Genomic DNA, 25,317 nt, shown 5'->3' on the forward strand with positions numbered 1-25,317 from the left:
TTCTAACGGACTGCAAATGTAAGACTTTATTTAATTATTCAAAACATTTTTTGAAAAAAATTTAATCAACTATGTGCCCTTAATTTTTCTTTTCGTTTTTTAATTTGTCTCCCTAAGGACGCAATCGCAGCATCTGCGCCTTCTTCAAACGATTTGCATTGTTTTTTTACAACAAAACTATCTCCTGGAACGCTTACTTTTACTTCAAAAATTTTATTTTCTTTATCACTTGTGTTCTCAACTTTGAGATACACATCAGACTGAATTATTTTATCATAATACATATCTAATTTGTCCATTCGTTTTTGAATGAAATCTATCAATGAGCTATCTGCCGTAAAATTAACGGATTGGGTGTTTACTTTCATAAATCTTATTTTAAATTAAACATGTAATGTTATTTTATTTGTAACTAAAAATTTTTGGTGGTCTTAATACTATTAAGTCAAAGTTTATTCTCTATTTCTTGGATGTGCATTAGCATGTACCTTTTTTAATTCAGTTATGCTGCTGTGGGTGTAAACTTGTGTTGCAGCTAAACTAGTATGACCTAATAGTTCTTTAACCGTATTTAAATCAGCACCTTTATTTAATAAGTGCGTAGCAAACGAATGTCTTAATACATGAGGGCTGCATTTTGATTTCGAAGATGCTTCACTAAAATACTTATTTATTATTCTGTAAACAAGTTTTTCGTAAATTTTAAGACCATTTTTTGTTAAAAAAAGCATATCACCATCTATAATCTCCGGCAAGTCTTTACGAAACTCTAAATACCGATTTAAAGATTTTTTTAATGAATTAATTAAAGGAATATAGCGTTCTTTATTGCGCTTACCCAATACTTTTATTTGATCATTACCACTATTTATATCATTTAATTTTAAATTGACGAGCTCTATTCGTCTAATACCTGTGGCATACAACAACTCTATTATGAAATGGTTTCTAGCAGTTTCAAAATCTATAATTTCAATAGAATTTTCTAAAACTAATTTTAACTCTTGCTCGGAAAAAGGTAATTGTAACTTCTTCCCAACCTTTAACGCTTTATGTTGTTTGAGGGGATTTGATTCTAATTCTTCGGTCTTTAATAAAAACTTATAGTAACTATTTAATGAGGATACCTTTCGGTTAATTGATCTATTGGATATATTTTTATCTACTAACTCTACTATCCATTGTCTGATCACAGAATAGTTGGCGTTTAATAAATGTTCCGTATCATGATGTTGAATCAAAAATTCTTGAAAATTAATTATATCTCTTGTGTAAGCCATAACCGTATGTTCAGAATATTTCTTTTCTAATAATAAATATTCTGAAAATGCTTTAATACTCATTTTGATTTATTTGATGAAAATAAATATAACTAATAGTTATGGTTAATAGTCATTTCTTTAAATAAAAAATCCTGCATGTTGCAGGATTTTATCTTTACTAATATAAGTTATTACTTTATTGACCAAACCGAATAACTCTTTGGTGGTGCTTGAATTTTTACCCATTTACCAGATTGAGTAGTAAGTTCCCAACTAGAATGACCAGTATAATCCTTTATTACAGTACTAGACCAATTGGTTTCTACCCATCTTTCTTGCCAAGAATTTGAGTTATTTATATAAACCACTAAGCCATTATTATTGTACCCATTCCTTTTTGCAATATATTCATCGTTATCTGCATGCAAAATATTAGTAGAGCCTCCTGCAAGATTATTATGTATCCATATTAAGTTATTTAAACGCTCTTTATTTAACCATTCTTCGTAATCCTTGTAAAAAATAGTTGGATAGCCTTCATGTGTTAAAATATAAGCATACGCTAAAATTTTATTATTTGTTATTTCGTCTGTATCATGATTAGTAACAAATGTCACTGCTCTAGACGCGTTTTGTTTCCACAACATATTATCATTTAAAGCTGCTAAATTATTTCCCATAAAAGCATCTTTCATTTTATAATAACACGCAAAGTCAAAAGCACTCGCTTCAGCTGAACTCGTCCATGAATTTAACAATGACACATTACTATCCCATAATTCACCAACCGAAAATCCACCTACTTCATCCTTCCATGCTTTTACTACCCATGGATCAAAACCTTTTACATAATCAAAACGCCATCCATCAAAGCCAATAACATCTCTGTAATATTTCGCTACACTATTAGAGTTTTTCCATAACCAATCTTGAACATAGGTTTGGTTATGAGATAAATCTGGAAAACCACCAAAAGCACCACTATCATTATTTTGAATATTATTTGGATGAAAATCAGTTGCTGATCGATAGAATTTTCCTGACATTGGATTAAAATCTGTCCAAGTATTTCCTCCAGAATACGGATTGGACTCGCTAGCTCCTCCACTATTATGGTTAATTACAATATCTGCTATAACGCTAAGCCCGTTTTGATGTGCCGTATTTATCATATTAATCAACTCTGTTCTAGAGCCAAAACGTGTTTCAACACTTCCCATTTGGTTGTATTCTCCAAAATCATAATAATCAAAAGGATCATAACCCATAGAAAATGGGCCATTCTGTGCTTTTGAAGCTGGAGGCACCCAAATTGCATCAATTCCTGCATTACTCCAATCAGCTACTTTTGAGTTTACGGTGTTCCACCATGTACCACCTGCAGGTACATCCCAATAGAAAGCTTGCATCATTACACCAGAGCCTATAGGTTTTAATCCATTTTTAGCATTAGATATAATTGGTTTGGTTGGTTGGATGCTTTGATCTTCTGTAACAATTTCATCCTGACTACAATTAAAAAATAATAGCATTATAAATGCTAATACGTAAAATTTAAAATATTTCATAATATTTAATTTGGTTGTACCTAAAACTAGTAAAATATTAACCTAGCACAAAACCAAAATCTATACGAAAACGTTTTCGTGTTGATAAATAACCAAAATATTACACCAAAAAATATGACATCAACAAAAAACCTATCAAAAAATTGATAGGTTTTAATTTTAGTAAGTATTTACTTCCGTGTTTTTAACTTTTGTTATCGAATTCTAATTGTTCTTAATTGAAACAATTAGGTTGCAGGCTTGTAATCTTTATTATCAATTACCATTTTTGCAATAATCTCTTTCAGAATTTCGGATGTTCCACCACCAATTGGGCCTAAACGACTATCTCTAGCCATACGTGCTAATGGATATTCTTCCATATAACCATAACCACCTAAAAACTGAAGGCATTGATAAATTACATCATCAGCCATTTTTGTAGATTGTAGCTTAGACATTGTTGCCTCTTTTACCACATAATCTCCCATATCTAAACGCTTAGCTACATAATAATTAAACTGTTTACATATTTCCATCTGAGTTTCACAATCTGCATATGTATGTCTTAAGGCCTGAAATTTATCAATTGTTCTTCCAAATGCTGTTCTTTCGGACATATATTGCTTCGCATATTCTAATGCATACTCTGCTCTAGCATGAGAATTCACTCCCATTATTAATCTTTCTAATGCAAAATGCTGCATTATATATGGAAACCCTTGACCTTCTTCTCCCATTAAATTATTTATTGGAATTTCAACATTATCAAAAGCAATTTCTCCAGTATCAGAAGCTCTCCAACCTAGTTTATCTAATTTAGTTGCCGATATACCTGGCGTATCTCTATCCATTACAAATATGCTAATCCCTTTATTACCTAGCTCAGGACTTGTTTTTGCCGCAACAACCAAATAATCACTATAGACGCCATTTGTAATAAATGTTTTTGATCCATTTATTACATAACTATCTCCTTTTTTTACTGCAGTAGTTTTCATACCTGCAACATCACTTCCGCCGAACGGTTCTGTAATACAAAGACACCCTATTGCATCACCTAGAGCACTTGGTGTTAAAAATTTTTCTTTTTGCTCATGATTACCTTCCTTATTTAAATGGGTCATTGCCAAATAAGCATGTGCCCACATTGCAGCTGCAAAACCACCAGAGTTAATGCGCTGTAATTCTTCAAGAAAAATTACAGTGTAAAACAAATCTAAATCTAATCCACCATACGCTTCTGGAGTCGCCAATCCAAAGTAACCCATATCACCAAATTTTTTCCAGATGAAACGCTCAATGTGGCCAGTTTCTTCCCATTTATCAATATGTGGCACAACTTCTTTATTTAAAAAATCCCTAAGGCTAGTTCTAAATAAATTGTGTTCTTCTGTAAAATATAAATTTGACATAAATAGTTGTTTTTAGAGGTGCAAATATAGCTTAATTATCTCGAATTTTTTCAACGGAAAATCTTCTACCATTCGTAAATCATCAATTGAACTAAAGCCATCTCTAAGTGTTCTTTCTTCTATAATATTATTCGCAATCTCGTAATCTATATATTGAATAGTGACCAACTGATCTCGTGTTGCTGTATTTAAATTATAGGTTTGGATGGATCTTGGCGTCTTTACTGTAAAATCATTTTTAATACGTTCTATTACTTCTTGCTCTAAACCATATATTTCGTTTAGCTGAATATCTGAAATAAATCCTCCACTAAATTTATTTCGATATTTTATAATCCGTTCTGATAGTTTTTCACCAACACCATAAACTATTCTTAGTTGATTCGCTGTAGCAATATTTAAATCAATCTTTTGATTATATGATTTCGATGTTGAGGATTTTGAATATGAATTATTATAACCTCGTGACTTTGGTTTTGGGTTGGTAACCCATTCTGGGAATTTAAAATACGGCGAAATTTTTGCTAAAAAGGAATCTGAAACTTTAGTAACATTCTGAAAATCTTTAGCTGAATTTACCCATTGATTAGTTGATCTAAATTTATGTAATCTATCTATTTCTTCATTAGACATTCCTAAACTATACCCTTTATAGTCTGTAATATAATTAGGATTAAAAGGATAAATTTTTGGTTTCTTGTTTTCTATTTCGACTAAACGCAAAGAATCTATTTCATTTCTAAAAGCTTCTATCTCATTTATATTTTCAGGTAATTCTTCTTTTGAATTAATGTAAAGGTTAGGGACAAACCAATAAAGACATTGAATAATAACAATAAGTGCTAACAATAAAAAAATCCCATTCCGTTGTTGGTTAGAAAACTGGAAATGGGATTTCATATGATTAAGTAATTAAAATATGTTATGCTTTTTTTGCTTTAATGGCCTTCATAAATTTATTGAGTTCTTCTTTTACCTTAGGAGCAAGAATAACTAAACCAATCATGTTTGGTACCATCATTGCAAAAATCATGGCATCTGAAAATCCTATCACAGAACCTAAACTAATTGAAGCCCCTACAATTACAAACAAGCAGAATAAAATTTTATAGATATACTCTGTATTTTTAGATCTTCCGAATAAGTAAGCCCAACCTTGATAACCATAGTACGACCAAGAAATCATAGTACTAAAAGCAAATAATACTACAGCAACTGTTAAAACATAAGGAAACCAAGAGATAACAGACTCAAATGCTCCAGATGTTAGTAATATAGCATCTGCATCATTTAAACCTGCATTAGCAGAAGTTACGTTACCTGTTATCACTAATACTAAAGCTGTCATTGTACATACCACAACAGTATCTATAAAAGGTTCTAATAAAGCGACCATACCTTCTGATGCTGCATATTTAGTTTTTACGGCTGAATGTGCAATAGACGCTGACCCAACACCTGCTTCATTTGAAAAGGCTGCTCTTCTAAATCCTTGTACTAAAACACCAATTGCTCCACCTGCTACACCTTCTGGACTAAATGCTCCATTAAATATTTGTACGAATGCGTCACCAACCATGCTGAAGTTAGCAAAGATTACAAAAAGTGAAGCAGCTACATAGATGGCAACCATAAATGGTACGATCTTATCCGTAACTTTCGCGATTTTTTTGATACCACCAATAATTACGATACCAACAAGAATCGACATTACCAAACCAAATACCCAACGATATCCATTTATAAACGATTCTTCACCTCCTGTCATATGCTCAAATAATTGAGCAGCTTGGTTGACTTGAAACATGTTTCCACCTCCAAAAGAGCCACCAATTACAAATACTGCGAAAACTGCGGCTAATACTTTTCCTAAACCACCTAATCCCTTAGAGTTTAAACCTTTTGTTAAATAATACATTGGTCCGCCAAATACGGTTCCGTTTTCATCAATATCTCGATATTTCACACCTAATGTACATTCCACAAATTTAGAGGCCATACCTAGAAAACCTGCAACTATCATCCAAAATGTTGCACCAGCTCCACCAATTGATACTGCAATAGCGACACCTGCAATATTTCCTAAACCTACGGTTGCAGATAAAGCAGCTGTTAGTGCTTGGAAATGTGACACCTCACCTTCATGGTCTTCAATTGCTATAGTTTCTATATTATCACCTCCTGGAGTTGAATCACCTGCGGCAACTAAAGATTCATGATGATCTATATCATCATATTTTCCTCTTACTATATTTACTGATGTAAAAAAGCCTTTAAAATTTATAAACTTAAAATAAACAGTAAAGTATAATGCTCCTAAAATTAATGGAAACAATACCCAAAAGACTTTTATTCCTCCTCCAAAATCTATTTGATAAAAAATAGCTTTTACAAACCAGCCTGTTGCATTACCAAAAGCTTCGTCTATTTTTTGGTCAATACCTACCTCTTGGGCATCTTGAGCAAAGTTTAATAAAGGTAATAAAAGGGCAAAAATTGATAGAAGATATTTCTTCATGAGTAAGGGTTCTTAGTTAGTTTTATTATTAAAGATGACAAGATGCTAAAAAATATTGAGTTTTTAAAGTCAATTACGTTAAAATGGCTGCTTCTACTGACCAATATTGAATTCTAAATTCAATTTTCTTATTTGTTCTGGTCGTCCTAAAACAATTACTTTAGAGCCCGGAATTAGCTTAGTATCAGCTTCTGGGTTTACTATATATTCGCCTTTATCGTCTTTAAACCCTATTACTGTACAACCTGATTTTTTACGAAGATCTAATTCCCTAATGGTCTTAACCTCACTAATATTATAAAGTTGCTCTACTTGTACTTCTTCAATATTAATATTTCGTTCACCTACAATTCCAAGGTTATCTATAAATTCTACTAAATCTGGAATTACAACTAATGAAGCCATATGGTCTCCACCAATTTTATCTGGTAAGATAACATTATTGGCACCTGCTAACTTTAATTTATTATATGATGTTTCTTGAGATGCTCTACTTATAATTTTTAATTGTTTGTTTATCTGTCTAGCAGACAAAACCACAAACAAGTTATCTGCATCGCTTGGTAACGCACTAATTAAAGTATTTGCTTTATCTATACCAGCTTCATTTAATACTTCATCTTCATTTGCATTTCCAAAAACATAAGGAATAGAGTCTTCTTGTAGTTTTTCTATAATATCCTTATCGCGTTCAATAACGACATAAGGTTTATTGTAATCTTCTAGCTTTCTTGCTGCTTGTTTTCCGTTTCGACCAAAACCACAAATGATAATATGATTAGTCATGGCATCAATTTTCTTTTGCATTTTTCGTTTTTTTATGTCTTCAAAGTTATTTTTACTAAGTATAAATTCAGTAATAATAGAAATTGCATAACCTACAATAACTACGCTTGCTAAAATTAGAAATATAGTAAATATTTTAGATTGGGTGTCTAATGGATTTACTTCTGCAAACCCAACAGTGGTAATAGTTATTACCGTCATGTAAATAGCATCTAACCAGTCGTAATCTGAGATAAACCTATAACCACAGATCCCAACAGTGAGCAAAAACACTAGCATCATTATTGCCGTGTAAATCTTTGATCTATATAGTCTTATTAGCGGATTATCCATTGTGAATTATAAATCGAAAACCGAAGAGCGTTTAGTGTAGATGATATCTTTAATTCGCATCCAAAATGCCAAAAAAACATAAAGCGCAAAACCAAAACCAACGGTTACAAATGTGAGATACATAAATGAAGTTCTTACAATTTTTGCACGTATTCCCAGACGATCTGCAATACGTTGACACACGTAATAGCCTCGTTTTTGAAAATATAATAATAAACTGTGAGATTTATTCATGATATGCAAGTTACCTAATTTTTAACGATTAAGCTATTACCAATTGCACATTGTAAACACTTATTTTTATCGCAATAATTTTGTTTTAATTGAATTAACGCTTGAGAATTTAGCGCGTTTTTATCTATAGTCTTTAAATCTAAAAATTTTGACACCACACTGTTACTCTCTATTTTCAGTTCTTTGATAAGTTGAAAAACATCATCGTCTATAGATTTTCCTTGAGATTGAGCATAGCTAAACTGAATAGGAATTAAGGTATTTATAATTACTAAATCTATAAATGATTTGGATAATTGCTTCTTTGAAGATGTAGAAGGCTTTTGAAATGTATAATGGGTTTTCCAAAAATCCGTTACGCCTAAATTGAAAAACTCGTAAATAGCTTCTTTAGATTTAAGTTGTAGTAATTTAGAAAACAGACCTTGTTCTTTACCATACAAATTTGCAAATTGAGATAAACGAATGGTAGGAAAATTAGGAGGTCTTAATCTAAAGAATTGCAATGGTAATACACCAAGATTAATTAGATTAAATTTTTGTTTCAGGAATTCATAACTTTTTTTTAAATCGTTAAAGTAGACCTCTTCAACATTAGAATCTCGCAATAGGTTTGATTGGCCAAATAGTAATGCCTCTATATCTAAAACATCACTTTGTAATTTTCTAATTATTGAAAAGTCAATAGAATTGGCCAAGCTGAAGAATGGTTCTCCATTCACTTTTAATCCAAAGTTTTTTAATAACATTTTAAACAATACAGCTTCCCAATCGTTATTGGACTCCTTTAACAATTGATGAATAGTTTGTGATTTCCGTTCTAATCTATCTATATACAAACGTTCTAACCAATTATTAAATAAAAAATCATCAACATCTGCAAAACTAGATTCACAATTAATCCAAGACTTAGACTCCATAAGTTGTTTATACTTATGAATTAAGCTTAAATCCACGTAGTGTTTTAATTCTAAAGTTGGTATTTCAGAATTATTCTTTCTGTAAATTTCGGTATCATGTTCCCAAACAACGTGAAGAATTACATTATCATAGGCCTTATCCGTTTCGTGATTATGAACATACCAATCTGAAGATTTTATATGAATCTCCACATTACCAGCCCAAAGTTGATTTTCAATACTAAGTTGCGCATTAAAGAAATCTGGTCCAGAATTATGGTTGTGTTGTCCTAAATTAGTAATACTAATTAATTCTCCTTTCGTAGTTTTTAAAACAGATGAATCAAAAGCTTTATGTTTCCAGATGTAGTGAAGGAAATCTTCTTGCATGCTCTAAAATAGAGAATTCGATTTTAACTTATGACTTTATTAGTTTTTTTGTTATGGATTCACCTTCGGAAGTTAAAATTTTTAAAAGATAAACTCCTGATTTAAGAGTTGATGAGAAATTTTCAAAACCTATAATCGAAGACGATTTGTATACTTGTTTTCCTAACACGTCGAATAAAACCAATGATTTTATTGGTTGATTAATATCAATATTAACTTTATCCTTGAAAGGTTGAGGATAAATTTTAGCCTCAAATTGTATGCTGTCTTCAGTAGATAGGAGCATACCATAATCAACAGGTGTCGCTGTTGAAATTAATGAAACATAATTATCTAATTCAGCTTTTAATATACTAGAATCACATCTGCACTTAAGATTATATGTGTTTCCACCCCAATTGCTATCATTTAATTCAAAAGTTACAACATTATAATCTAAAAACAACTGGTTAAGCAGAGTATCATTAGTTTCAATTATACCATTAGAACTTACTCCAGTTGGTATTCCTATGGTATCATCTACTAAATGAATATACAACCCATTTATCAAAAAATTTTCTGTTTCTAAACCTGCATAAGCCACAACCGTATTATATTCTAATAAATCTGAAATCAATTCACTTTCATCACAACTATTACACCTAATTTTAGCGTACAAAGAGTAACTATTATTGTAAAACCCATTTGATGAACTGGGATAAAGTGATTCATAAAAAGATGTTTCGTGTAAACTAAATATAGCATTCAAACCATCATCTGTTGAAGTTGAAACTGGCACAGCATTGCCCATAAAAATTGGTTCACCCATTTGTGGATTAACCAGCTCTATTTGAACATAAGTAATCTGAGCAAACCCAAAATTACCAAAAAGAATAACTAGTATAAAAATGTATAATTGCCTCATGATAAATTGTTTAGTTGTATAAAAATAACAAAATAAAGATTATTCATCTCAAAACACTCAATTAAAAACAATTATGAACACCTCTCAATCCATAAAAACTGCCCTATATAACTTATTGACAATGATATAAATAAAAAAAATCCTGACTACTAATCAGGATTTTCAATTATATATATATTATTTTCATGTTGTTACAAGAAAAATTTAATCAATATAGCCCATCTCACGCATCCAATCGTCATTGAACATTTTTCCAACATAACGACTTCCATGATCGTGAAACAAAACCACAACAACATCCTCGGGTTTAAAATGTTCTTTTAATTGCAACACACCTTTTATAGCTGAACCGGCAGAATTCCCTAAAAACATACCTTCTTCTTTTGCCAAACGTTGCGTATAAACACATGCATCTTTATCTGTTACTTTGGTGAAGCCATCAATAAGATCAAAGTTTACATTCTTTGGCAAAATATCTTCACCAATTCCTTCTGTAACATAAGGATAGATTTCGTCTTCGTCAAAGATTCCTGTTTCGTGATATTTTTTAAATACTGATCCATAGGTATCAACTCCCCAAACTTTAATATCAGGATTTTGTTCCTTTAAATATTTAGCAACACCAGAAATAGTTCCACCTGTACCTACACCAACCACAAAGTGCGTGATTTTACCTTCGGTTTGTTTCCAAATCTCAGGTCCTGTACTTTGGTAATGCGCTTTGGTATTACTTGGGTTATCATATTGGTTAACATACCATGCGTTTGGCGTTTCTTCTCCTAAACGTTTTGAAACCGAATAATAACTGCGCGGATCCGTTGGCTCAACATCTGTAGGACATACAATGACTTCCGCGCCAACAGCACGCATAATATCTACCTTCTCTTTAGATTGTTTATCTGCCATTACAAATATACATTTGTAACCCTTAACAATAGCGGCTAAGGCCAATCCCATTCCTGTATTACCAGAAGTACCTTCTATGATAGTTCCTCCAGGTTTTAATCTTCCATCTGCTTCGGCATCTTCAATCATCTGCAAAGCCATTCGGTCTTTTACAGAATTTCCTGGGTTAAAAGTTTCATATTTAGCGAGTACTAAACATGGTAATTCTTCTACTAATTTATTCATTTTAACCATAGGTGTATTACCTATCGTTCCTAATATATTATCTACGTAATCCATTTCTATTTATTAGTATTTATAACGGTAAAATTTTTGCGTCTTAATTATATACTTGTAATTATTGAAGCTTTCCCAAAGACTTTATATAGCGTTATACTTTTAAAAGTGCAAAAATAACTGAAAAGTTATTTACATAAAGTTAATTGCTAGTTATTATTAATCGAACCTCATCGCTTTCACTGGCGAAATTTTTGAGATAATCACAGAAGGTATTAATAACATTAACAGACAGGCTACAAATGTGCCAATATTTAATAAAAGAATATAATCCCAACTGATATAAACTGGTGCTGTGCTTACATAATAGGTGTCAGGATTTAAAGGAAAAAGCTTCAGATATTTCTGGGCAAATAGCAAGCCTAAACCAATAAGATTTCCCCAAAACAGGCCTAATCCAATTAAGTAAGACGCATTATACAAAAACACTTTTCTTATCGTCCAATTAGAACTTCCCAAGGCTTTTAAAATCCCAATCATTTGTGTACGTTCTAGTATTAATACAAGTAAGGCTGTTATCATATTTATACCAGCTACGATAATCATTATGGCTATAATACCATAAGTATTGTTATCGAAAATTTTAATCCACTCGAAAATAGTATAGTATTTTTGAGTAATAGATATAGCATTTAAATGCGAATCCGTATTTTTATATACGTGTTGACTGATGGATTCAATTTCTGAAAAATCATCAATAAAAACTTCAAAATTCCCAACTTGATCCGATTCCCATCTATTCAATCGCTGCACATGTCTTAAATCTGCGAGAAGAAATTTTTCGTCGAGTTCTTGAAAACCAGAATTATAAATTCCGACGATTTCAAAATTCATTATTCTAGGCAATTTATCTATTTGTTCAGCAAAAACAGTTTGAAACTTACCACCAACCACAAAACCTAATCTTTTAGCTAAATAAGATGAGATCAAAACTTGCTCATTACGCTTTTGAGAATAGTCTGGGAGTTTACCATCTACCAAAAATTCTTCGAAATAATCCCAATTATAATCTGCTCCAACACCTTTTACCACTACACCTTCAAAATCAGTTTCGGTTCTAATAATTCCGAATTTTGTAGCAACTGCCTGAACATGTTTTATTCCTTCTACGCTCTCAAAATCTGGGTAAAAATCTTGATTTATTGAAATAGGAATTTGTGACTCATCGGATGCATTAGAGTCATAATTAGTAATTTCAATATGGCCATTAAAAGCGACTACCTTATCTCTGATTTTTTGTTGTAAACCTAAGCCAGTCGCGATAGCAATAAGCATTACAATAATACCAATTGCAATTGCCGCGATACCAATTTTAATAATTGGTGCCGAAACACTACTTTTATACGTTTTATTGCCAATTATACGTTTAGCTATAAATAACTCGAAATTCAAACCTACTCTATGCTTTTAAAGGTTGTCAAAAATACAGTTTTATTCTCGATAATTATTGGGATTTTATTCATTACGTTTTCTTGTGGAAACAAAGTGAAGTCTGAAACTGGTAGTGCAATAGAAAATTTTTCCATAAAAAAAGATTCATCTCATGGTAATAGTGCGTTAGAAGAAGTTATGACCACTGAATCTAAACAAGTTAATGATGTAACTCCAACGGACCATTCTATTATAGTTGGCGCAAATAGAACTGAATTATATATCCCAATTTTAAAAGGAAAACGTGTTGGTATTGTAGCAAATCTAACAAGTGTTATTGACGTTACATCTGGAAACTCTAGTCTGCATAATACTACGAACTTATACATACATTTAGTAGATTCACTATTAAAACATCAGATTAATATTAAAAAAGTATTTTCTCCTGAACATGGTTTTAGAGGAACTGCAGATGCTGGCGAACTCGTAAAAGATGGTGTTGACACCAAAACAAGTTTACCAATAATTTCTTTACATGGAAAGCACAAAAAACCTACAGAATCTCATTTAAAAGATATAGATCTTATGATCTTTGACATTCAAGATGTTGGTGTACGTTTTTACACTTATATTTCTACCTTGCATTATGTTATGGAAGCTTGTGCAGAGCAAAACATTCCTTTATTAATATTAGATCGTCCAAACCCGAATGGAAATTATATAGATGGTCCTATTTTAGAAAAAAAACACAGTAGTTTTTTAGGAATGCATCCTATTCCATTAGTACATGGCATGACCATTGGTGAATATGCGAAAATGATCAATGGCGAAGGGTGGCTAAAAAATGGTATTAAATGTAATATTATTATTGTAGAATTAAAAAACTACAGTCATTCTAGTTCTTATAATCTACCTATAAGGCCTTCTCCAAACTTACCAAATAATCAATCTATACTATTATATCCTAATTTAGGTTTATTTGAAGGTACAAACATTAATGCTGGTAGAGGTACCGAATTTCAGTTTCAACGTTATGGTGCGCCGTTTTTAGACAAGAATTATTACGAGTTTTCGTATACACCAATCGCAAATTTTGGTTCAAAGTATCCAAAACATCAAAATGAAGTTTGCTATGGCGCTGACTTATCTAAAATAAAAGCGGAACGTCATTTTACTTTGAAATATGTTTTAGATGCTTACAATAATGCTAAGGATAAATCTAAATTTTTCAACACTAGTAATTTTACTGCACATGCTGGCACAAAAATTTTACAGCAACAAATTGAATCTGGTTTAACAGAAGAGGCCATTCGAGCCACATGGAAAGACGGCTTAGAATCTTATAAAAAAACCCGAAGTGCATATTTAATCTATAACTAATTTATTGTTATAGATGTTAGAATTTGAATTGTCTATTAATTCTGCAGCTCTGTTTTCAGTCTCGTTTTTAAGTTTAGCGTTTTCGTAATTTAATGTATATCCTAATAAGAAGGTAAGGACAACTACAAGGAAAATGCGTATAAAGTTTTTCAAAATAAAAATATAATAAGCATCACTATAGCAGTGATAACATGTTTAAAATAATTTCCCTCAATTCTAAACCTAAGTATTTAAACTGGTTAACCACTTAAAAATCCTACAAAATGCATAAAAAAGAGAAGAAGTGTAGTGTTTTATACTTTTATATTGATATTATTACTGTATTACCTTAATTAAACGATCTGGATAATCACTTATAATACCATCGACGTCCCAAGATATTAATTGCTTCATGTCTTGCTCTTCATTCACTGTCCAAGGAATAACTTTAAAGTTCTCTGCCTTTAAATTTCTAACTATAGTTGCATCTAATAATTTGTAATAAGGGCTAATAATTTCAGGTAACTTTACAATATCAAGCATTGAAATTTTTCTCCAAATTTCTTCGTCTTCTTCTACCAATAAAGCAATTACTATATTGGGCGATTGTTTTCTAATTTCTCTTAAGATTCTAATATCAAATGATTGAAGAACGACATGAGATTCTACATGATGCTTATTAATAACATCTAAAACCAGTTTTACATATCGATCTGGTTGTGGCGTAAAAGTATTGTAATATTCTTCCTCTGATTTAATCTCAATATTATAAGTAACATTAGATTTTTTTTGTTTTACAAGCTCAAAAACCTCAGATAACAGCGGCTTATACACTTTTAATTTTTCTTGATATGGGTAAGTAGGATGAAATTTTGTGCCACAATCAAACTTTTTGATTTCATTATAATTCATTTCAAATAAATTATAATATTTTTCTAATGCATCAGGAATTTCGTTACCAATTGCATCTAAACATATCAAAGGATTCATAAAAGGTTCATGCGATACTACAACTTTATTATCCTTAGAAATAACAATATCTAACTCTAAAGTATTAACACCTAAATCCATTGCTTTATTAAAAGCAGGCAATGTGTTTTCTGGCATTAATCCTCTGCAACCTCTGTGTCCTTGAACATCAAATTTTTTATGGTTTTTACTACAGCTCATAAATAACAGCGAAATAATTAATATTATATTAATCTTCGAGATCTGCAGACAGTGTTGCTTTTTCATAACTCTGAAATGGTTGTTTAAGCAACTCTTTTATATTACTGTTTTTTACTTCATCTGGAAAGACGTCTACACCATAAATTAATTTTTCGCGATCCATATACATGTAAGTTCCAAAAATACGATCCCAAACACTAAAAATGTTTCCGTAATTAGAATCTGTATATGGCAATCTATAATGATGATGAGTTTTGTGCATATCTGGAGAGATAATAAAATAGCTTAATGCTTTATCTAAACCTTTTGGCAACTTTATATTAGCATGTGTAAATTGCGTAAATATTAATGACATCGCTTGGTATAACATTACTAAAGCAATTGGTGTACCTACTACAAAAACACCTAATAAAGTAAACGAGAATCGAATTAAACTCTCTACAGGATGATGCCTATTTGCTGTTGTAGTATCTACATTGTGGTCTGTGTGATGAACGAGATGCACCATCCATAATGGTTTTACCTTGTGCTCTACGTAATGTGCTAAATAAGCACAAAAAAAATCTAGCAATAAAACTCCGAGTAAAGCATATAACCATAATGGCATTTGCGGAAGCCAGTTTATAATTCCGAAATCATTAGCTTTTACCCAATCAGCAGAGCCTAATAGTAAAAATGCTAAGGCAAAATTTATAATAATTGTTGTTAAAGTAAAAAACAGATTTGGCAATGCATGTTTCCATTTTTTGTATTTAAATTTAAATAAAGGTAAGCCTCCTTCTAATACCCAAAAAAAAGTTAATCCTCCAATTAAAATAAGACTCCTGTGTAGAGATGGAATCGTTTCGAAGTAATTAATAATGTTCTCCAATTAGTTTTTATTTAAGTTGATAATCTTTTGTGCCTTCTTCAAATTTACAGAAGAAATCTTAGAATCCCATTTTTCTGCATTTGATTTATCGTCTAAAATCATATATGCTGTATAATATAAAAAAGCCACAAACGTCTCGTTATTAGCCTCTACAGATTCTGACTCCACCTTTTTTAATAGCCTTAAAACTTTTTTAGGCCGCTTATTAATTAAACTATATTGAATTTTTAAAAGAGCCACACGTTGAGTTAAGGGTTTCTGATCGCTTTTACCATCTAAAAAGGCTTTCGCTTCTTCTAAGTATATTTCAGAAAGTTTTATTACATCACGTCTTACACTCTTATCTAAATACATAGAAAAATCTAAATATTTTGAAGCTAAATAATATGCCGAATAAAAATCTTTCTTTTGACGATAGCCACTCAGTTCTAATGCTAAAAACTCTGTATTTAATGCATATCTCTGAATAAAAACAGAAATATTTTCATAATCTTCTGAGTTGCTATCTACATTTAAAATGTTTCCGTTAACATCTAATATCTTAATAGAATCATCGTTAAACTTATCAATATAGGCTTGACTTCTCTTACCTTTTATCTCTGCATATAAATCTGAATATTCATACTCATTAACAATAACTGGCACAAAGTTTTCCCAAATTAATGGACTTACATTTTCATCTTCAAACAAGTTACTTATTAAAACAACATTACCATAATCATCATTTACAAAAACAGGATATTGAAATTTTGTAGTTTCTTCCCAAACCATCAATATCATTTTATTCTCCACAGATGCTAAACTTTGAGCAATTTCTAAATTAGTCATCCAAGCCTGCGAAAATGAACAGTTCACCGCGAAAAGAACACATGCTGCTCTTAAAATAAAATTTCTCATAAACATTTTTTTAAAACTTTAGTCATCAATAATTATTCCTAAATGAAAAATTAGTGTTGAATTCTTTTTTTCATTTCCTCAACGATATTAAAAGCTGCCGGACAAATGGCTACATTCTTTAAAGTTAAATTAGAAATTTGCTGAAATTTCTTTCTATCAGTATGCGGAAATTCTCTACAGGCCTTTGGTCTCACATCATAAATTGAGCAATAATTATCAGCTCCCAAAAAAGTACATGGTACGGATTGCAACACATAATCATTTTCTTCATCTAGGCGCAAATAACTTTTTATAAACTGTTGCTCTTTCATTTTAAAAGATTTCGCAATACGTTGAATATCCTTATCTGTAAATAAAGGACCTGTTGTTTTACAGCAATTAGCACATTCTAAACAGTCAGTGCGCTCAAACTCATCTTCGTGCAATTCTTGCATTAAATAATCGAGTTGTTTTGGTGGTTTCTTTTTTAGCTTCGCAAAAAAGGTTTTATTCTCCTTATGTTTATCTTTGGCGAGCTTTGGAAGGTTATTGATTTGGTCTTGCATACAACAAATTTAAGTAAAGTTCTCGATACAATTTTGAGAAAAACCGAAATCACTCGAACTGACAGAAATTATGAAAAAAGATATTTTTGGAAAAGCATTATTAGATTTCCAAAACGGAAATTATTCTGAAGATATAATTACATCCACTAATATTTCTGATGAAGATACCTTACCTCTTCCTTACTTATTTAGACCCTATGCAGACATGCCTCAACTAGAGCAAAAGGCTTTGCAATTATCCAAAGGAAATATTTTGGATGTCGGTTGTGGATCCGGAAGCCATTCACTGTGGTTACAAAATAAAGGACTAAACGTAAAAGCTATTGATAACTCTGAAGGTGCTGTAGAAGTTGCTAAAAAACGAGGTGTAATTAATGCTGAACTAAAACCAATTTTAGAAGAAACTGAAACGTTTGATACAATTTTGTTATTAATGAATGGCACAGGAATTTTTCAGGAATTGTCCCTTGTTTCCCAAAACTTGAAGCATTTAAAATCTATATTAAAACCAGGAGGTCAAATTCTCATCGATTCTTCTGATATTTCTTATATGTATGAAGATGAAGATGGTGGACAATGGTTAGATTTAAATCAAGGTTATCCTGGAGAACTCGATTATTTTCTATCTTATAAAGGCGAAAAAGAAACCGCTATGAAATGGTTATATCTAGATTTTGAAACTTTAAAAACGGCTTGTTTAACGGTTGGATTAAATTGTGAGAAAGTTATGGATGGTGAGCATTTTGATTATTTGGCACGCTTGTTTTGAGCTGCTTCTGTTTAAATTAATTTCTCGCAAAGACATTAAGGCGCAAAGTTTAATAAATGCATAGATTATATCTTAATAATTAAATCTATGATTATTAGGAACTGTGCTACTGTATAACTCTGAAGCTTTGATTCTCTTAAACTTTACAACTTTGTAAATTTTCTAAACTAGTCACTTTTACTGCACCTCTCCACCAACAACAGTATTCAGCACCTTAATATTAGGAATCTCCTTAGTCTCAACCGTCATAATATCTTTATCTAAGATGATAAAATCTGCAAATTTCCCTACTTCGATACTACCTTTTTCATCCTCTTCAAAATTAGAATATGCTGCCCAAATGGTCATTCCTCTTAAAGCTTCTTCTCTGGTTAAAGCATTTTCCATTTGAAAACCGCCTTCTGGATATTGCTCTAAATCTTGTCTACCAACTGCCGCGTAAAACGTTAAAAATGGACTAACGCGTTCTACCGGAAAATCAGTTCCTAAGGCTACTTTTCCATAAGCGTCTAATAATTTTTTGTAAGCATAAGCACCTTTAATTCGTTCTTCTCCTACTCTATCTTCTGCCCAATACATATCACTCGTTGCGTGCGTTGGTTGAATTGATGGCATGATATTTTTATACATTTTAAAATCTTCATCCGATACAATTTGTGCATGTTCTACACGCCAACGTCTATCTTTCTTCCCTTTTAAAACCTTAGTGTACGTTTCTAAAACAGCACTATTAGCAGAATCTCCAATGGCATGTGTGTTCATTTGAAACTCAGAATTTGCAATTCGCTCTGCAGATTTTTTTAGAGTTTCTAAATCCGTAACCATTAAACCTAAATGCTTTGGCTTATCACTATAAGGTTCTTTTAATAATGCACCTCTAGAACCTAATGCACCATCTGCATAAAATTTAAACGACCGTACATTTAGTCGGTCTGTTTTTATGATCCCTTTATTTAAAAAGTAGTCTACATTCTCTTCAGAATAAGATACCATAGCATAAATGCGCATTTTTAATTTACCAGATGCTTGAAGGTCTTCAATTAGCCCAATAGATTCTTTATTTAAACCTGCATCGTCTACGGTTGTTAAACCAAGTTCAAAACATATTTTTTGCGCCTCCAATAACGCTTTGGCTGCTTCCAGTTTTGTTGATTCAGGCCAAAATTCCATTACCAAAGATTCTGCATTGTCAATTAAAACACCTGTTAATTCTCCGTTTTCTAAAACAACTTCTCCTCCATCAATTTTACTTTGCTTTGTTACTTTACCTAAATCTAAAGCAGCTTGGTTGGCTAAAATCGCATGGCCATCTATACGTGTTAATGCTATTGGTGTATTAGGAAACAACTTGTCTAATAATTTTTTATTAGGATATCTTTTATCTTCCCAATCATTCTGATCCCAACCTCGACCTAAAATAAATTTTTGTCGTTTTACATTCTGAAAAACTAAAACACGCTTCACAACTTCTTCAAAACTTTTAGTACCAACTAAATCAACCGCTTGCTGATTAAAACCTAATCCTAGAAAATGACAATGCGCATCAATGAATCCTGGTACTAAAGTATTACCATTAGCATTTAACGTATCAATAGCTTTATACGTATCGTTAATTTCTGAAATTGAACCGACTGCAATGATTTTACCATCCTTTACAGCAAAAGATTCCGCTTTATTAAAGTTTTTATCTACCGTGTAAATATTAGCATTTGTAACTATTAAATCCGCTTGAAGCTTATCTTTTTCACAAGCAAATAGTGTAAATAGGATTACAATGGGAAGAATTTTTTTAATCATCGTATTTTGTTTTGGTGGTTGGTAATCTACGCTATTAGTTGAATAAAATTATAAGCAATACGGCAGACTGTTGTAAAAATAAGAAAAGCGTTTCGGAACTGAAACGCTTTTTGAAATATCTAAATAGATCTTTTTTACTTTATAATAGAATCTCAAATAATTCCTGATTAAAAATCGAACTGATACGTTGCTCCTGCCAAAATTTGAATCCCTTGAACTGGATAATCTAACCAACGATCATAATCTTGATTAAAAATGTTATTCGCTTTAGCAAATACAGATAATTGCTCATTGATTTTATATCCAACGTGCGCATTTAAATCAAAATAACTATCTAAACTTACTCTTGTCACGCTAGGTTGTGAAAACAACATATTTACAATTCTTTCATCTTTACGTTCTCCAACAAAATAACCACTAGCACCTGCAAACCATTGTTCTGTGATTTGATAATCTACAAATAAAGATGCTTCCAAATCTGGCAAATTCCATGCTTGCGCTTGATCTTTTGTATCATATGCAAAATATTCTCCTTTGATACCCAAAGAAAAATTTCTGTTGACATCAACATTCAATTCTCCTGCTATTGAAAATGTAGTGATATTATCGTAAACAACTCCAAATGAATTTCCGAAATGATAGTCTTCAGAAGCTATTTCTGGCGCAGCATTAGATTTAAATAGAGTTTTTCCTTTCTCAGATCCATAACTACCTTTCACATTATAACTTAAGTTATTTGTTAACTTACCTTTTACACCTACAAATGCGTTAAATTGCTGATTGGTTGGTGCTATAGCAAGTGTTGGTGCTACAAACGGATTAACATTAGCAAAGCTATAATATGAATTTTGATTAACTGACCCCTTTAATCCGCCATAAGCGATTAAAAGTTCGTCTACCAAACGGTAAGAAGCATCAACATTAGGATGAATATAGAATTTACTTTTACTCAATTCTGTGTCATTAAGGAACGTTAATCTTACACCTAAATTAATGGTTAAATCATCTTTATTTAATTGATAAGAAGGTGCCAAACCAATCATAAAATTCCCATAGTTAAGTTCTCCTATCCCATCATAATCAGCATCAAAACTTCCAGAGATTCCGTCTAAAAACACTTCAGCATCAATATCTGCATCACGTATAGATACTTCAAAATTAGTACTAGCATTAAACAAGTTCTCTCCAGAACCTCTATCATCTCCAAATCGTCTAAACCGAATACTTGCATCTTTTACGAGTGCATCATCAAAATCAATTTTTCCACCAATATTAAAGCTTGTATATGTATGCTTAGAATCTATGACATCAGCTTCTGCTTCTCCAAAAAAATCTTGAGGTAATCCATACCAATTATAAGTTTGTAAATCAAATCCTCCATCTACTTTCCATGTAAATTCTCTTAAACTTTTTGAGTAATGTGCATTCAATTTTGTTTTAGAAAAATTATCGTCTAATAATAAATTGTCTATTCCGCCTTGCGATGAATGATGACTAAAGTAACCACCAACATTCTCATCTCTACTTAACTCATGGTTGAGATAAACTTCACCTAAAATCGTGGTATACGTACCAATACCTAAAGAGGCATAATTGTCATATAACTTTACAGCTTTAGCTTTATCTACCGTTGCTGCTTTACCTTTTGCAGGTGTAAATGTTGACGCCACAGGAATTGAGAAAATATTATACTTTATTTCTTTCTTCTTTACAGCATTTGAGTCATTCAATTTAGGATTATCTTTAATTTTAAAGGCATCTGAAATTGTTGGTTGATATGGTTTAATAACGTTAACCGTTTGGTCTGCAATTGTATCCTTTTCTTGAGCTACGACAAAAGAAAGACTACTTGTAATGGTTATAATAAAAATTAAAAACTTGATTTTCATTTTATATGTTTTGATTTGAATATGCTTCAACTAAGAGATTCCCTTTTTCAAAGGAATTTGTTAGTCTTCAGTCTCAATTGATGAATTCGTTTTTGCTTCTTCTGCTTTTATTTTGTTTAATTCTTGTTGCGCTTCATTTACAACCTCTATAAAATCTGGAAAGTTACTAATCACACTTTCTAGTATGTATGTGGCTTGAAATGCATCTCCTAAAGCATAGAAATTCTTAGCCATAACTACTAAGCCTTTTGCACTATACAATTTGTAGCTTCCATAATCCTTAGCTAATCTCTGAATAACAGTATTGGATGCTTCATATTCACCAGCTTTGTTTTTAAAATAACCATTGTAAAATAAAGCTTCTGCTGCCACACTACCAGTTGCAATTTTTTCAACCTCAGCATATGCCGTTTTTGCTTTAGTTTCGTTTCCTGTTTTTATGGCAGATCGAGCTATGATTAATTTAGCATCGCTTTTTATTTTGTTATCTAAATTTGAATTGCTCAGCACTTTATCAGCATAACTTTCTGCTTTTGAATAATCTTCCGTTTGGTAATAAGCATTCATCAGGTTAGACTGCGCATAGATGACATTTTGTGGATAATCTGCTTCTAACTCTAAGCTTTTTAAAACAGGTATGGCTTCACTCCAATTAGAATCATCTAAATAAATCTCACAAAGCTTAACGGTTGCTTGCTCTGTATATTCAGATTTTGAAGCTTGTACCACAGCCTTATAATGTGGCTGTGCATTTTCTAAAAGATCCTCTTTATAATACAATTGCGCTAAGTAAAAATGAGCTTTCAAACTGTGAATCCCTTTTGGAAACTCATTTAAATAGGTATTGAACTGACGAATTGCTTTATCCGTTTCGTTATCTAAATATGGCTTTTCTGCTGCTAAATATGTTGCATTATCTAAGTCTACATCAGTAACCTCAACATAATCTAATGTTCTAACCCAAGTTGCATATTCATCTACACGACCTAAATCAATATAAATTAATCGTACTGTTGAAACCGCTTGTACTGCCTCACCAGAACCAGGAAAATCTGTCGCTACTTTCTTAAACTTACTTAAAGCACGCTCATTATCATTTCCGTTATAATACACTAACCCTTGACGCAACAATGCCTTAGATGTAAACGCACTTCTACTATACTCAGAATTTAAACGATCATACATTTGCATCGCCTTATCTGTATCGCTTGCCTTTACATAAGAATTAGCCAACTCGTACATAGCATCATCTCGCAAAGCCGACTTAGGATAATCATTAATAAAAGATTTTAATTCTGAAATTTTTGAAGACCCTTTACCCAAATACCCTTGACTCATTGCAATTTGAAATGCCGCATAATCAGATTCTATTTTATTAATCTGAATCGCTTTTTTGTATGCCGAAATAGCATCATTATAATTGCTAGAGACAAAGTAACCATCTGCTAATCTTAAATAAGCATCGTTTTTTCTTAATAAATCTGATGCGTTAGCTTTTATAAATTTGTCAAAATAACTAGATGCATTTGTATATTCTTTCAACTTAAAATACGTGTAAGCTAAGTTGTAATTAAGGTTTTCATTTTCCTCTAAACTTGACCCTTCAGTTAATCCTGCAAACTGCTTAAAACCAATTAAAGCTTTATTATAATCCGTAAGGTTGTATTCCGTTTCGGCTTTCCAAAACGTAGCTCTAGCGACATAAACTGGGTCAATTGATTCTTTTAAAGATCCTTTAAACAAATCTAAAGCCTCATTGAATTTATTTTCATTATACAATTCTACAGCTCTAAAAAAGGCTACCTTTTGATACGCAGCTTTATTCTCAAAGCTATTTTTTCCTTTTAACAACACTAAAGCTTCCTTATAGTTTTTAGACGTAATGTAAGAATCTATTAAAAGTGTTTCGATCTCTTCTTTATAACCAGAATTTGGATATTGCTCTAAGTAACCTGTTAAAACTTGAGGTACTGACTGATAAGGATTGCCAATTTCATAACTAATCTTTGCATAATTTAACCATGCATCTTCCTGAATTTTTAAATCATAATCCATTTGAGATGCATTTCTAAACGCATTTAAAGCTTCTTGTTTTTTATCTAAATTGATATAGCTTTCACCTAAATGGTAATAAGCATTTTGTGCAACAGAATTGTCGCCTCCAATAATTTTATTGAATTCTGAAATAGCACTTTCAAAATCATTTTGCTTGTAATACGCGTAACCCAATTGGTAATAATCCGTATTATTCCATTTACGTTTTTTGCCTTTGTATTCTTTCAAATAAGGAATTGCTTCTGTGTATTTTTCTAGATTAAAATAGCTTTCACCAATAATCTTAGAAAGTTCAGATTTCTCAGCTGCATTACTTTTAGGTAATTGCGCCTCTGCTAGCTCAATGGCTTTTTCAAACTTACCTAGTTTAAAATTTAAATCTGCTTGATAATAAGATAACTTCTCTTTATACTTTTCATTATCGCTTACTTGATCAAAATATTCGTTAGCTGTGTCATAATCATCCCCTTGGTAAGCCAAAAATCCAATATAATATTTGGCTTGTGATCCGTATTCTTTAGAATTTACAACGCGGTTTAAATATTTAGTAGCTTTCTTTTCTTCTTTAGTAGAGTATAGTGAATAGCCATAATTAAAATTGAAACGTTCTTTTTCTGAACGAGCAATACTACGTTCATCTACACGCTCGTACCATTTCCTGGCGTATGCATATTTACCATTGTTAAAATAATAATCTGCAACATCTAAAAAGGCCGTATTTCTTTTAGTACTTGTAGGATATTCATCTACAAAATCGGTAATTAAATCGTCAGCATTTTTCTGGTTTAAACGTACAGCGCAGTTGGCGATATAATACGCACAATCCGATTGAATTGTAATATCATCTGTATCATTTTTTATATCCCGAAATAAAGATTGAGATGCGTTATACTGTTTATTATTATATAAGGTTAAAGCCTTTTGATAGTCTTGTAAATCACTAGTGTAAACAGCAGATTTTTGCGCCATTAAAAGTGATGTAAAAACTAGAAAAACGATGATTAACTGTTTTTTGAGTAACACCATTATTTTACAATTTTTTGAATGATTTAATTTAGCATCAAATATAATTCAATACCAAATCTATAACGATAGAATTTGCTTATAATTATACACGGAGTTAT

At 31.5% G+C, this 25,317-nt stretch carries 22 protein-coding genes; 2 read left to right on the forward strand and 20 right to left on the reverse strand.

The features are described 5' to 3' along the window. Positions 1-65 precede the first annotated feature (65 nt). The 12 genes from hpf to ACJBCC_RS14915 all read right to left on the reverse strand — a co-directional run bounded on the left by hpf (position 66) and on the right by ACJBCC_RS14915 (position 12,862). The gene (hpf, locus tag ACJBCC_RS14860; RefSeq protein ID WP_299103065.1) at positions 66-368 is read right to left on the reverse strand and encodes a ribosome hibernation-promoting factor, HPF/YfiA family; all 303 of its coding nucleotides are present in this window, start codon (positions 366-368) and stop codon (positions 66-68) included. A gap of 84 nt (positions 369-452) precedes the next feature. After that, positions 453-1,343 carry a tyrosine-type recombinase/integrase gene (locus ACJBCC_RS14865; RefSeq protein ID WP_407557612.1) on the reverse strand — a complete coding sequence of 297 codons (891 nt, stop codon included), beginning with the start codon at positions 1,341-1,343 and terminating at the stop codon, positions 453-455. A gap of 110 nt (positions 1,344-1,453) precedes the next feature. Next, a complete protein-coding gene (locus ACJBCC_RS14870) occupies positions 1,454-2,830 on the reverse strand; it encodes an alpha-amylase (protein WP_407557613.1) in 1,377 nt (458 codons plus the stop codon). Positions 2,831-3,057: 227 nt separating this feature from the next. Continuing rightward, positions 3,058-4,224: an acyl-CoA dehydrogenase family protein gene (locus ACJBCC_RS14875; protein WP_407557614.1), complete on the reverse strand. Its 1,167-nt coding sequence runs from the start codon at positions 4,222-4,224 to the stop codon at positions 3,058-3,060. A gap of 12 nt (positions 4,225-4,236) precedes the next feature. Further along, positions 4,237-5,124 (reverse strand): ComEA family DNA-binding protein, encoded by an 888-nt coding sequence (locus tag ACJBCC_RS14880; protein WP_407557615.1) that lies wholly within the window; start codon positions 5,122-5,124, stop codon positions 4,237-4,239. A gap of 22 nt (positions 5,125-5,146) precedes the next feature. Continuing rightward, positions 5,147-6,742, reverse strand: coding sequence for a sodium:alanine symporter family protein (locus tag ACJBCC_RS14885; protein WP_299103055.1), 1,596 nt, complete (start codon positions 6,740-6,742; stop codon positions 5,147-5,149). Positions 6,743-6,835: 93 nt separating this feature from the next. Further along, positions 6,836-7,861, reverse strand: coding sequence for a TrkA family potassium uptake protein (locus ACJBCC_RS14890; RefSeq protein ID WP_299103053.1), 1,026 nt, complete (start codon positions 7,859-7,861; stop codon positions 6,836-6,838). Positions 7,862-7,867: 6 nt separating this feature from the next. Continuing rightward, the gene (locus ACJBCC_RS14895) at positions 7,868-8,095 is read right to left on the reverse strand and encodes a PspC domain-containing protein (RefSeq protein WP_299103051.1); all 228 of its coding nucleotides are present in this window, start codon (positions 8,093-8,095) and stop codon (positions 7,868-7,870) included. 14 nt (positions 8,096-8,109) lie between these two features. Then, positions 8,110-9,384, reverse strand: a complete 1,275-nt coding sequence (locus tag ACJBCC_RS14900) for a DUF2851 family protein (RefSeq protein WP_407557616.1) — start codon at positions 9,382-9,384, stop codon at positions 8,110-8,112. Positions 9,385-9,412: 28 nt separating this feature from the next. Further along, positions 9,413-10,288, reverse strand: coding sequence for a T9SS type A sorting domain-containing protein (locus tag ACJBCC_RS14905; RefSeq protein WP_407557617.1), 876 nt, complete (start codon positions 10,286-10,288; stop codon positions 9,413-9,415). Positions 10,289-10,492: 204 nt separating this feature from the next. After that, entirely contained in the window at positions 10,493-11,473 is a 981-nt protein-coding gene (locus ACJBCC_RS14910; protein WP_407557618.1) for a PLP-dependent cysteine synthase family protein, read from the reverse strand. Positions 11,474-11,629: 156 nt separating this feature from the next. Next, positions 11,630-12,862, reverse strand: a complete 1,233-nt coding sequence (locus ACJBCC_RS14915; RefSeq protein WP_299103045.1) for an ABC transporter permease — start codon at positions 12,860-12,862, stop codon at positions 11,630-11,632. A gap of 9 nt (positions 12,863-12,871) precedes the next feature. Here ACJBCC_RS14915 and ACJBCC_RS14920 point away from each other — a divergent pair, with 9 nt between their 5' ends. Then, complete coding sequence (locus tag ACJBCC_RS14920; RefSeq protein ID WP_407557619.1) at positions 12,872-14,221, forward strand: exo-beta-N-acetylmuramidase NamZ domain-containing protein; 1,350 nt, start codon at positions 12,872-12,874, stop codon at positions 14,219-14,221. Here ACJBCC_RS14920 and ACJBCC_RS14925 read toward each other — a convergent pair. The 5 genes from ACJBCC_RS14925 to ACJBCC_RS14945 form a co-directional block, all read right to left on the reverse strand. Beyond that, positions 14,207-14,374: a hypothetical protein gene (locus tag ACJBCC_RS14925; protein ID WP_299103042.1), complete on the reverse strand. Its 168-nt coding sequence runs from the start codon at positions 14,372-14,374 to the stop codon at positions 14,207-14,209. The genes ACJBCC_RS14920 and ACJBCC_RS14925 overlap by 15 nt on opposite strands. A 162-nt stretch (positions 14,375-14,536) precedes the next feature. Further along, positions 14,537-15,370, reverse strand: a complete 834-nt coding sequence (locus tag ACJBCC_RS14930) for a glycerophosphodiester phosphodiesterase (RefSeq protein ID WP_407557620.1) — start codon at positions 15,368-15,370, stop codon at positions 14,537-14,539. Positions 15,371-15,398: 28 nt separating this feature from the next. Beyond that, complete coding sequence (locus ACJBCC_RS14935) at positions 15,399-16,241, reverse strand: sterol desaturase family protein (RefSeq protein ID WP_407557621.1); 843 nt, start codon at positions 16,239-16,241, stop codon at positions 15,399-15,401. After that, positions 16,242-17,138: a hypothetical protein gene (locus ACJBCC_RS14940; RefSeq protein ID WP_407557622.1), complete on the reverse strand. Its 897-nt coding sequence runs from the start codon at positions 17,136-17,138 to the stop codon at positions 16,242-16,244. A gap of 50 nt (positions 17,139-17,188) precedes the next feature. Then, the gene (locus tag ACJBCC_RS14945) at positions 17,189-17,683 is read right to left on the reverse strand and encodes a YkgJ family cysteine cluster protein (RefSeq protein WP_407557623.1); all 495 of its coding nucleotides are present in this window, start codon (positions 17,681-17,683) and stop codon (positions 17,189-17,191) included. A 70-nt stretch (positions 17,684-17,753) separates the two neighbouring features. Here ACJBCC_RS14945 and ACJBCC_RS14950 point away from each other — a divergent pair, with 70 nt between their 5' ends. Further along, positions 17,754-18,452: a class I SAM-dependent methyltransferase gene (locus ACJBCC_RS14950; RefSeq protein ID WP_407557624.1), complete on the forward strand. Its 699-nt coding sequence runs from the start codon at positions 17,754-17,756 to the stop codon at positions 18,450-18,452. Between the two features lie 177 nt (positions 18,453-18,629). Here ACJBCC_RS14950 and ACJBCC_RS14955 read toward each other — a convergent pair whose 3' ends face one another. From ACJBCC_RS14955 to ACJBCC_RS14965, 3 genes are all read right to left on the reverse strand, one after another. After that, positions 18,630-20,249, reverse strand: a complete 1,620-nt coding sequence (locus tag ACJBCC_RS14955; RefSeq protein ID WP_407557625.1) for an amidohydrolase — start codon at positions 20,247-20,249, stop codon at positions 18,630-18,632. 167 nt (positions 20,250-20,416) lie between these two features. Beyond that, the gene (locus tag ACJBCC_RS14960; RefSeq protein WP_407557626.1) at positions 20,417-22,138 is read right to left on the reverse strand and encodes a TonB-dependent receptor; all 1,722 of its coding nucleotides are present in this window, start codon (positions 22,136-22,138) and stop codon (positions 20,417-20,419) included. 60 nt (positions 22,139-22,198) lie between these two features. Continuing rightward, entirely contained in the window at positions 22,199-25,219 is a 3,021-nt protein-coding gene (locus tag ACJBCC_RS14965) for a tetratricopeptide repeat protein (RefSeq protein WP_407557627.1), read from the reverse strand. Between the last annotated feature and the right edge of the window lie 98 nt (positions 25,220-25,317).

It is taken from the genome of Winogradskyella sp. 4-2091 (genome assembly GCF_045765065.1).
Taxonomy (GTDB): Bacteria; Bacteroidota; Bacteroidia; order Flavobacteriales; family Flavobacteriaceae; genus Winogradskyella.

What these genes read in the sequence shown, in the direction of transcription:
- hpf (WP_299103065.1), bottom strand. Translation starts at nt 368, where the DNA reads ATGAAAGTAAACACCCAATCCGTTAATTTTACGGCAGATAGCTCATTG.
- ACJBCC_RS14865 (WP_407557612.1), bottom strand. Translation starts at nt 1,343, where the DNA reads ATGAGTATTAAAGCATTTTCAGAATATTTATTATTAGAAAAGAAATAT.
- ACJBCC_RS14870 (WP_407557613.1), bottom strand. Translation starts at nt 2,830, where the DNA reads ATGAAATATTTTAAATTTTACGTATTAGCATTTATAATGCTATTATTT.
- ACJBCC_RS14875 (WP_407557614.1), bottom strand. Translation starts at nt 4,224, where the DNA reads ATGTCAAATTTATATTTTACAGAAGAACACAATTTATTTAGAACTAGC.
- ACJBCC_RS14880 (WP_407557615.1), bottom strand. Translation starts at nt 5,124, where the DNA reads ATGAAATCCCATTTCCAGTTTTCTAACCAACAACGGAATGGGATTTTT.
- ACJBCC_RS14885 (WP_299103055.1), bottom strand. Translation starts at nt 6,742, where the DNA reads ATGAAGAAATATCTTCTATCAATTTTTGCCCTTTTATTACCTTTATTA.
- ACJBCC_RS14890 (WP_299103053.1), bottom strand. Translation starts at nt 7,861, where the DNA reads ATGGATAATCCGCTAATAAGACTATATAGATCAAAGATTTACACGGCA.
- ACJBCC_RS14895 (WP_299103051.1), bottom strand. Translation starts at nt 8,095, where the DNA reads ATGAATAAATCTCACAGTTTATTATTATATTTTCAAAAACGAGGCTAT.
- ACJBCC_RS14900 (WP_407557616.1), bottom strand. Translation starts at nt 9,384, where the DNA reads ATGCAAGAAGATTTCCTTCACTACATCTGGAAACATAAAGCTTTTGAT.
- ACJBCC_RS14905 (WP_407557617.1), bottom strand. Translation starts at nt 10,288, where the DNA reads ATGAGGCAATTATACATTTTTATACTAGTTATTCTTTTTGGTAATTTT.
- ACJBCC_RS14910 (WP_407557618.1), bottom strand. Translation starts at nt 11,473, where the DNA reads ATGGATTACGTAGATAATATATTAGGAACGATAGGTAATACACCTATG.
- ACJBCC_RS14920 (WP_407557619.1), top strand. Translation starts at nt 12,872, where the DNA reads ATGCTTTTAAAGGTTGTCAAAAATACAGTTTTATTCTCGATAATTATT.
- ACJBCC_RS14930 (WP_407557620.1), bottom strand. Translation starts at nt 15,370, where the DNA reads ATGAGCTGTAGTAAAAACCATAAAAAATTTGATGTTCAAGGACACAGA.
- ACJBCC_RS14940 (WP_407557622.1), bottom strand. Translation starts at nt 17,138, where the DNA reads ATGAGAAATTTTATTTTAAGAGCAGCATGTGTTCTTTTCGCGGTGAAC.
- ACJBCC_RS14945 (WP_407557623.1), bottom strand. Translation starts at nt 17,683, where the DNA reads ATGCAAGACCAAATCAATAACCTTCCAAAGCTCGCCAAAGATAAACAT.
- ACJBCC_RS14950 (WP_407557624.1), top strand. Translation starts at nt 17,754, where the DNA reads ATGAAAAAAGATATTTTTGGAAAAGCATTATTAGATTTCCAAAACGGA.
- ACJBCC_RS14955 (WP_407557625.1), bottom strand. Translation starts at nt 20,249, where the DNA reads ATGATTAAAAAAATTCTTCCCATTGTAATCCTATTTACACTATTTGCT.
- ACJBCC_RS14960 (WP_407557626.1), bottom strand. Translation starts at nt 22,138, where the DNA reads ATGAAAATCAAGTTTTTAATTTTTATTATAACCATTACAAGTAGTCTT.
- ACJBCC_RS14965 (WP_407557627.1), bottom strand. Translation starts at nt 25,219, where the DNA reads ATGGTGTTACTCAAAAAACAGTTAATCATCGTTTTTCTAGTTTTTACA.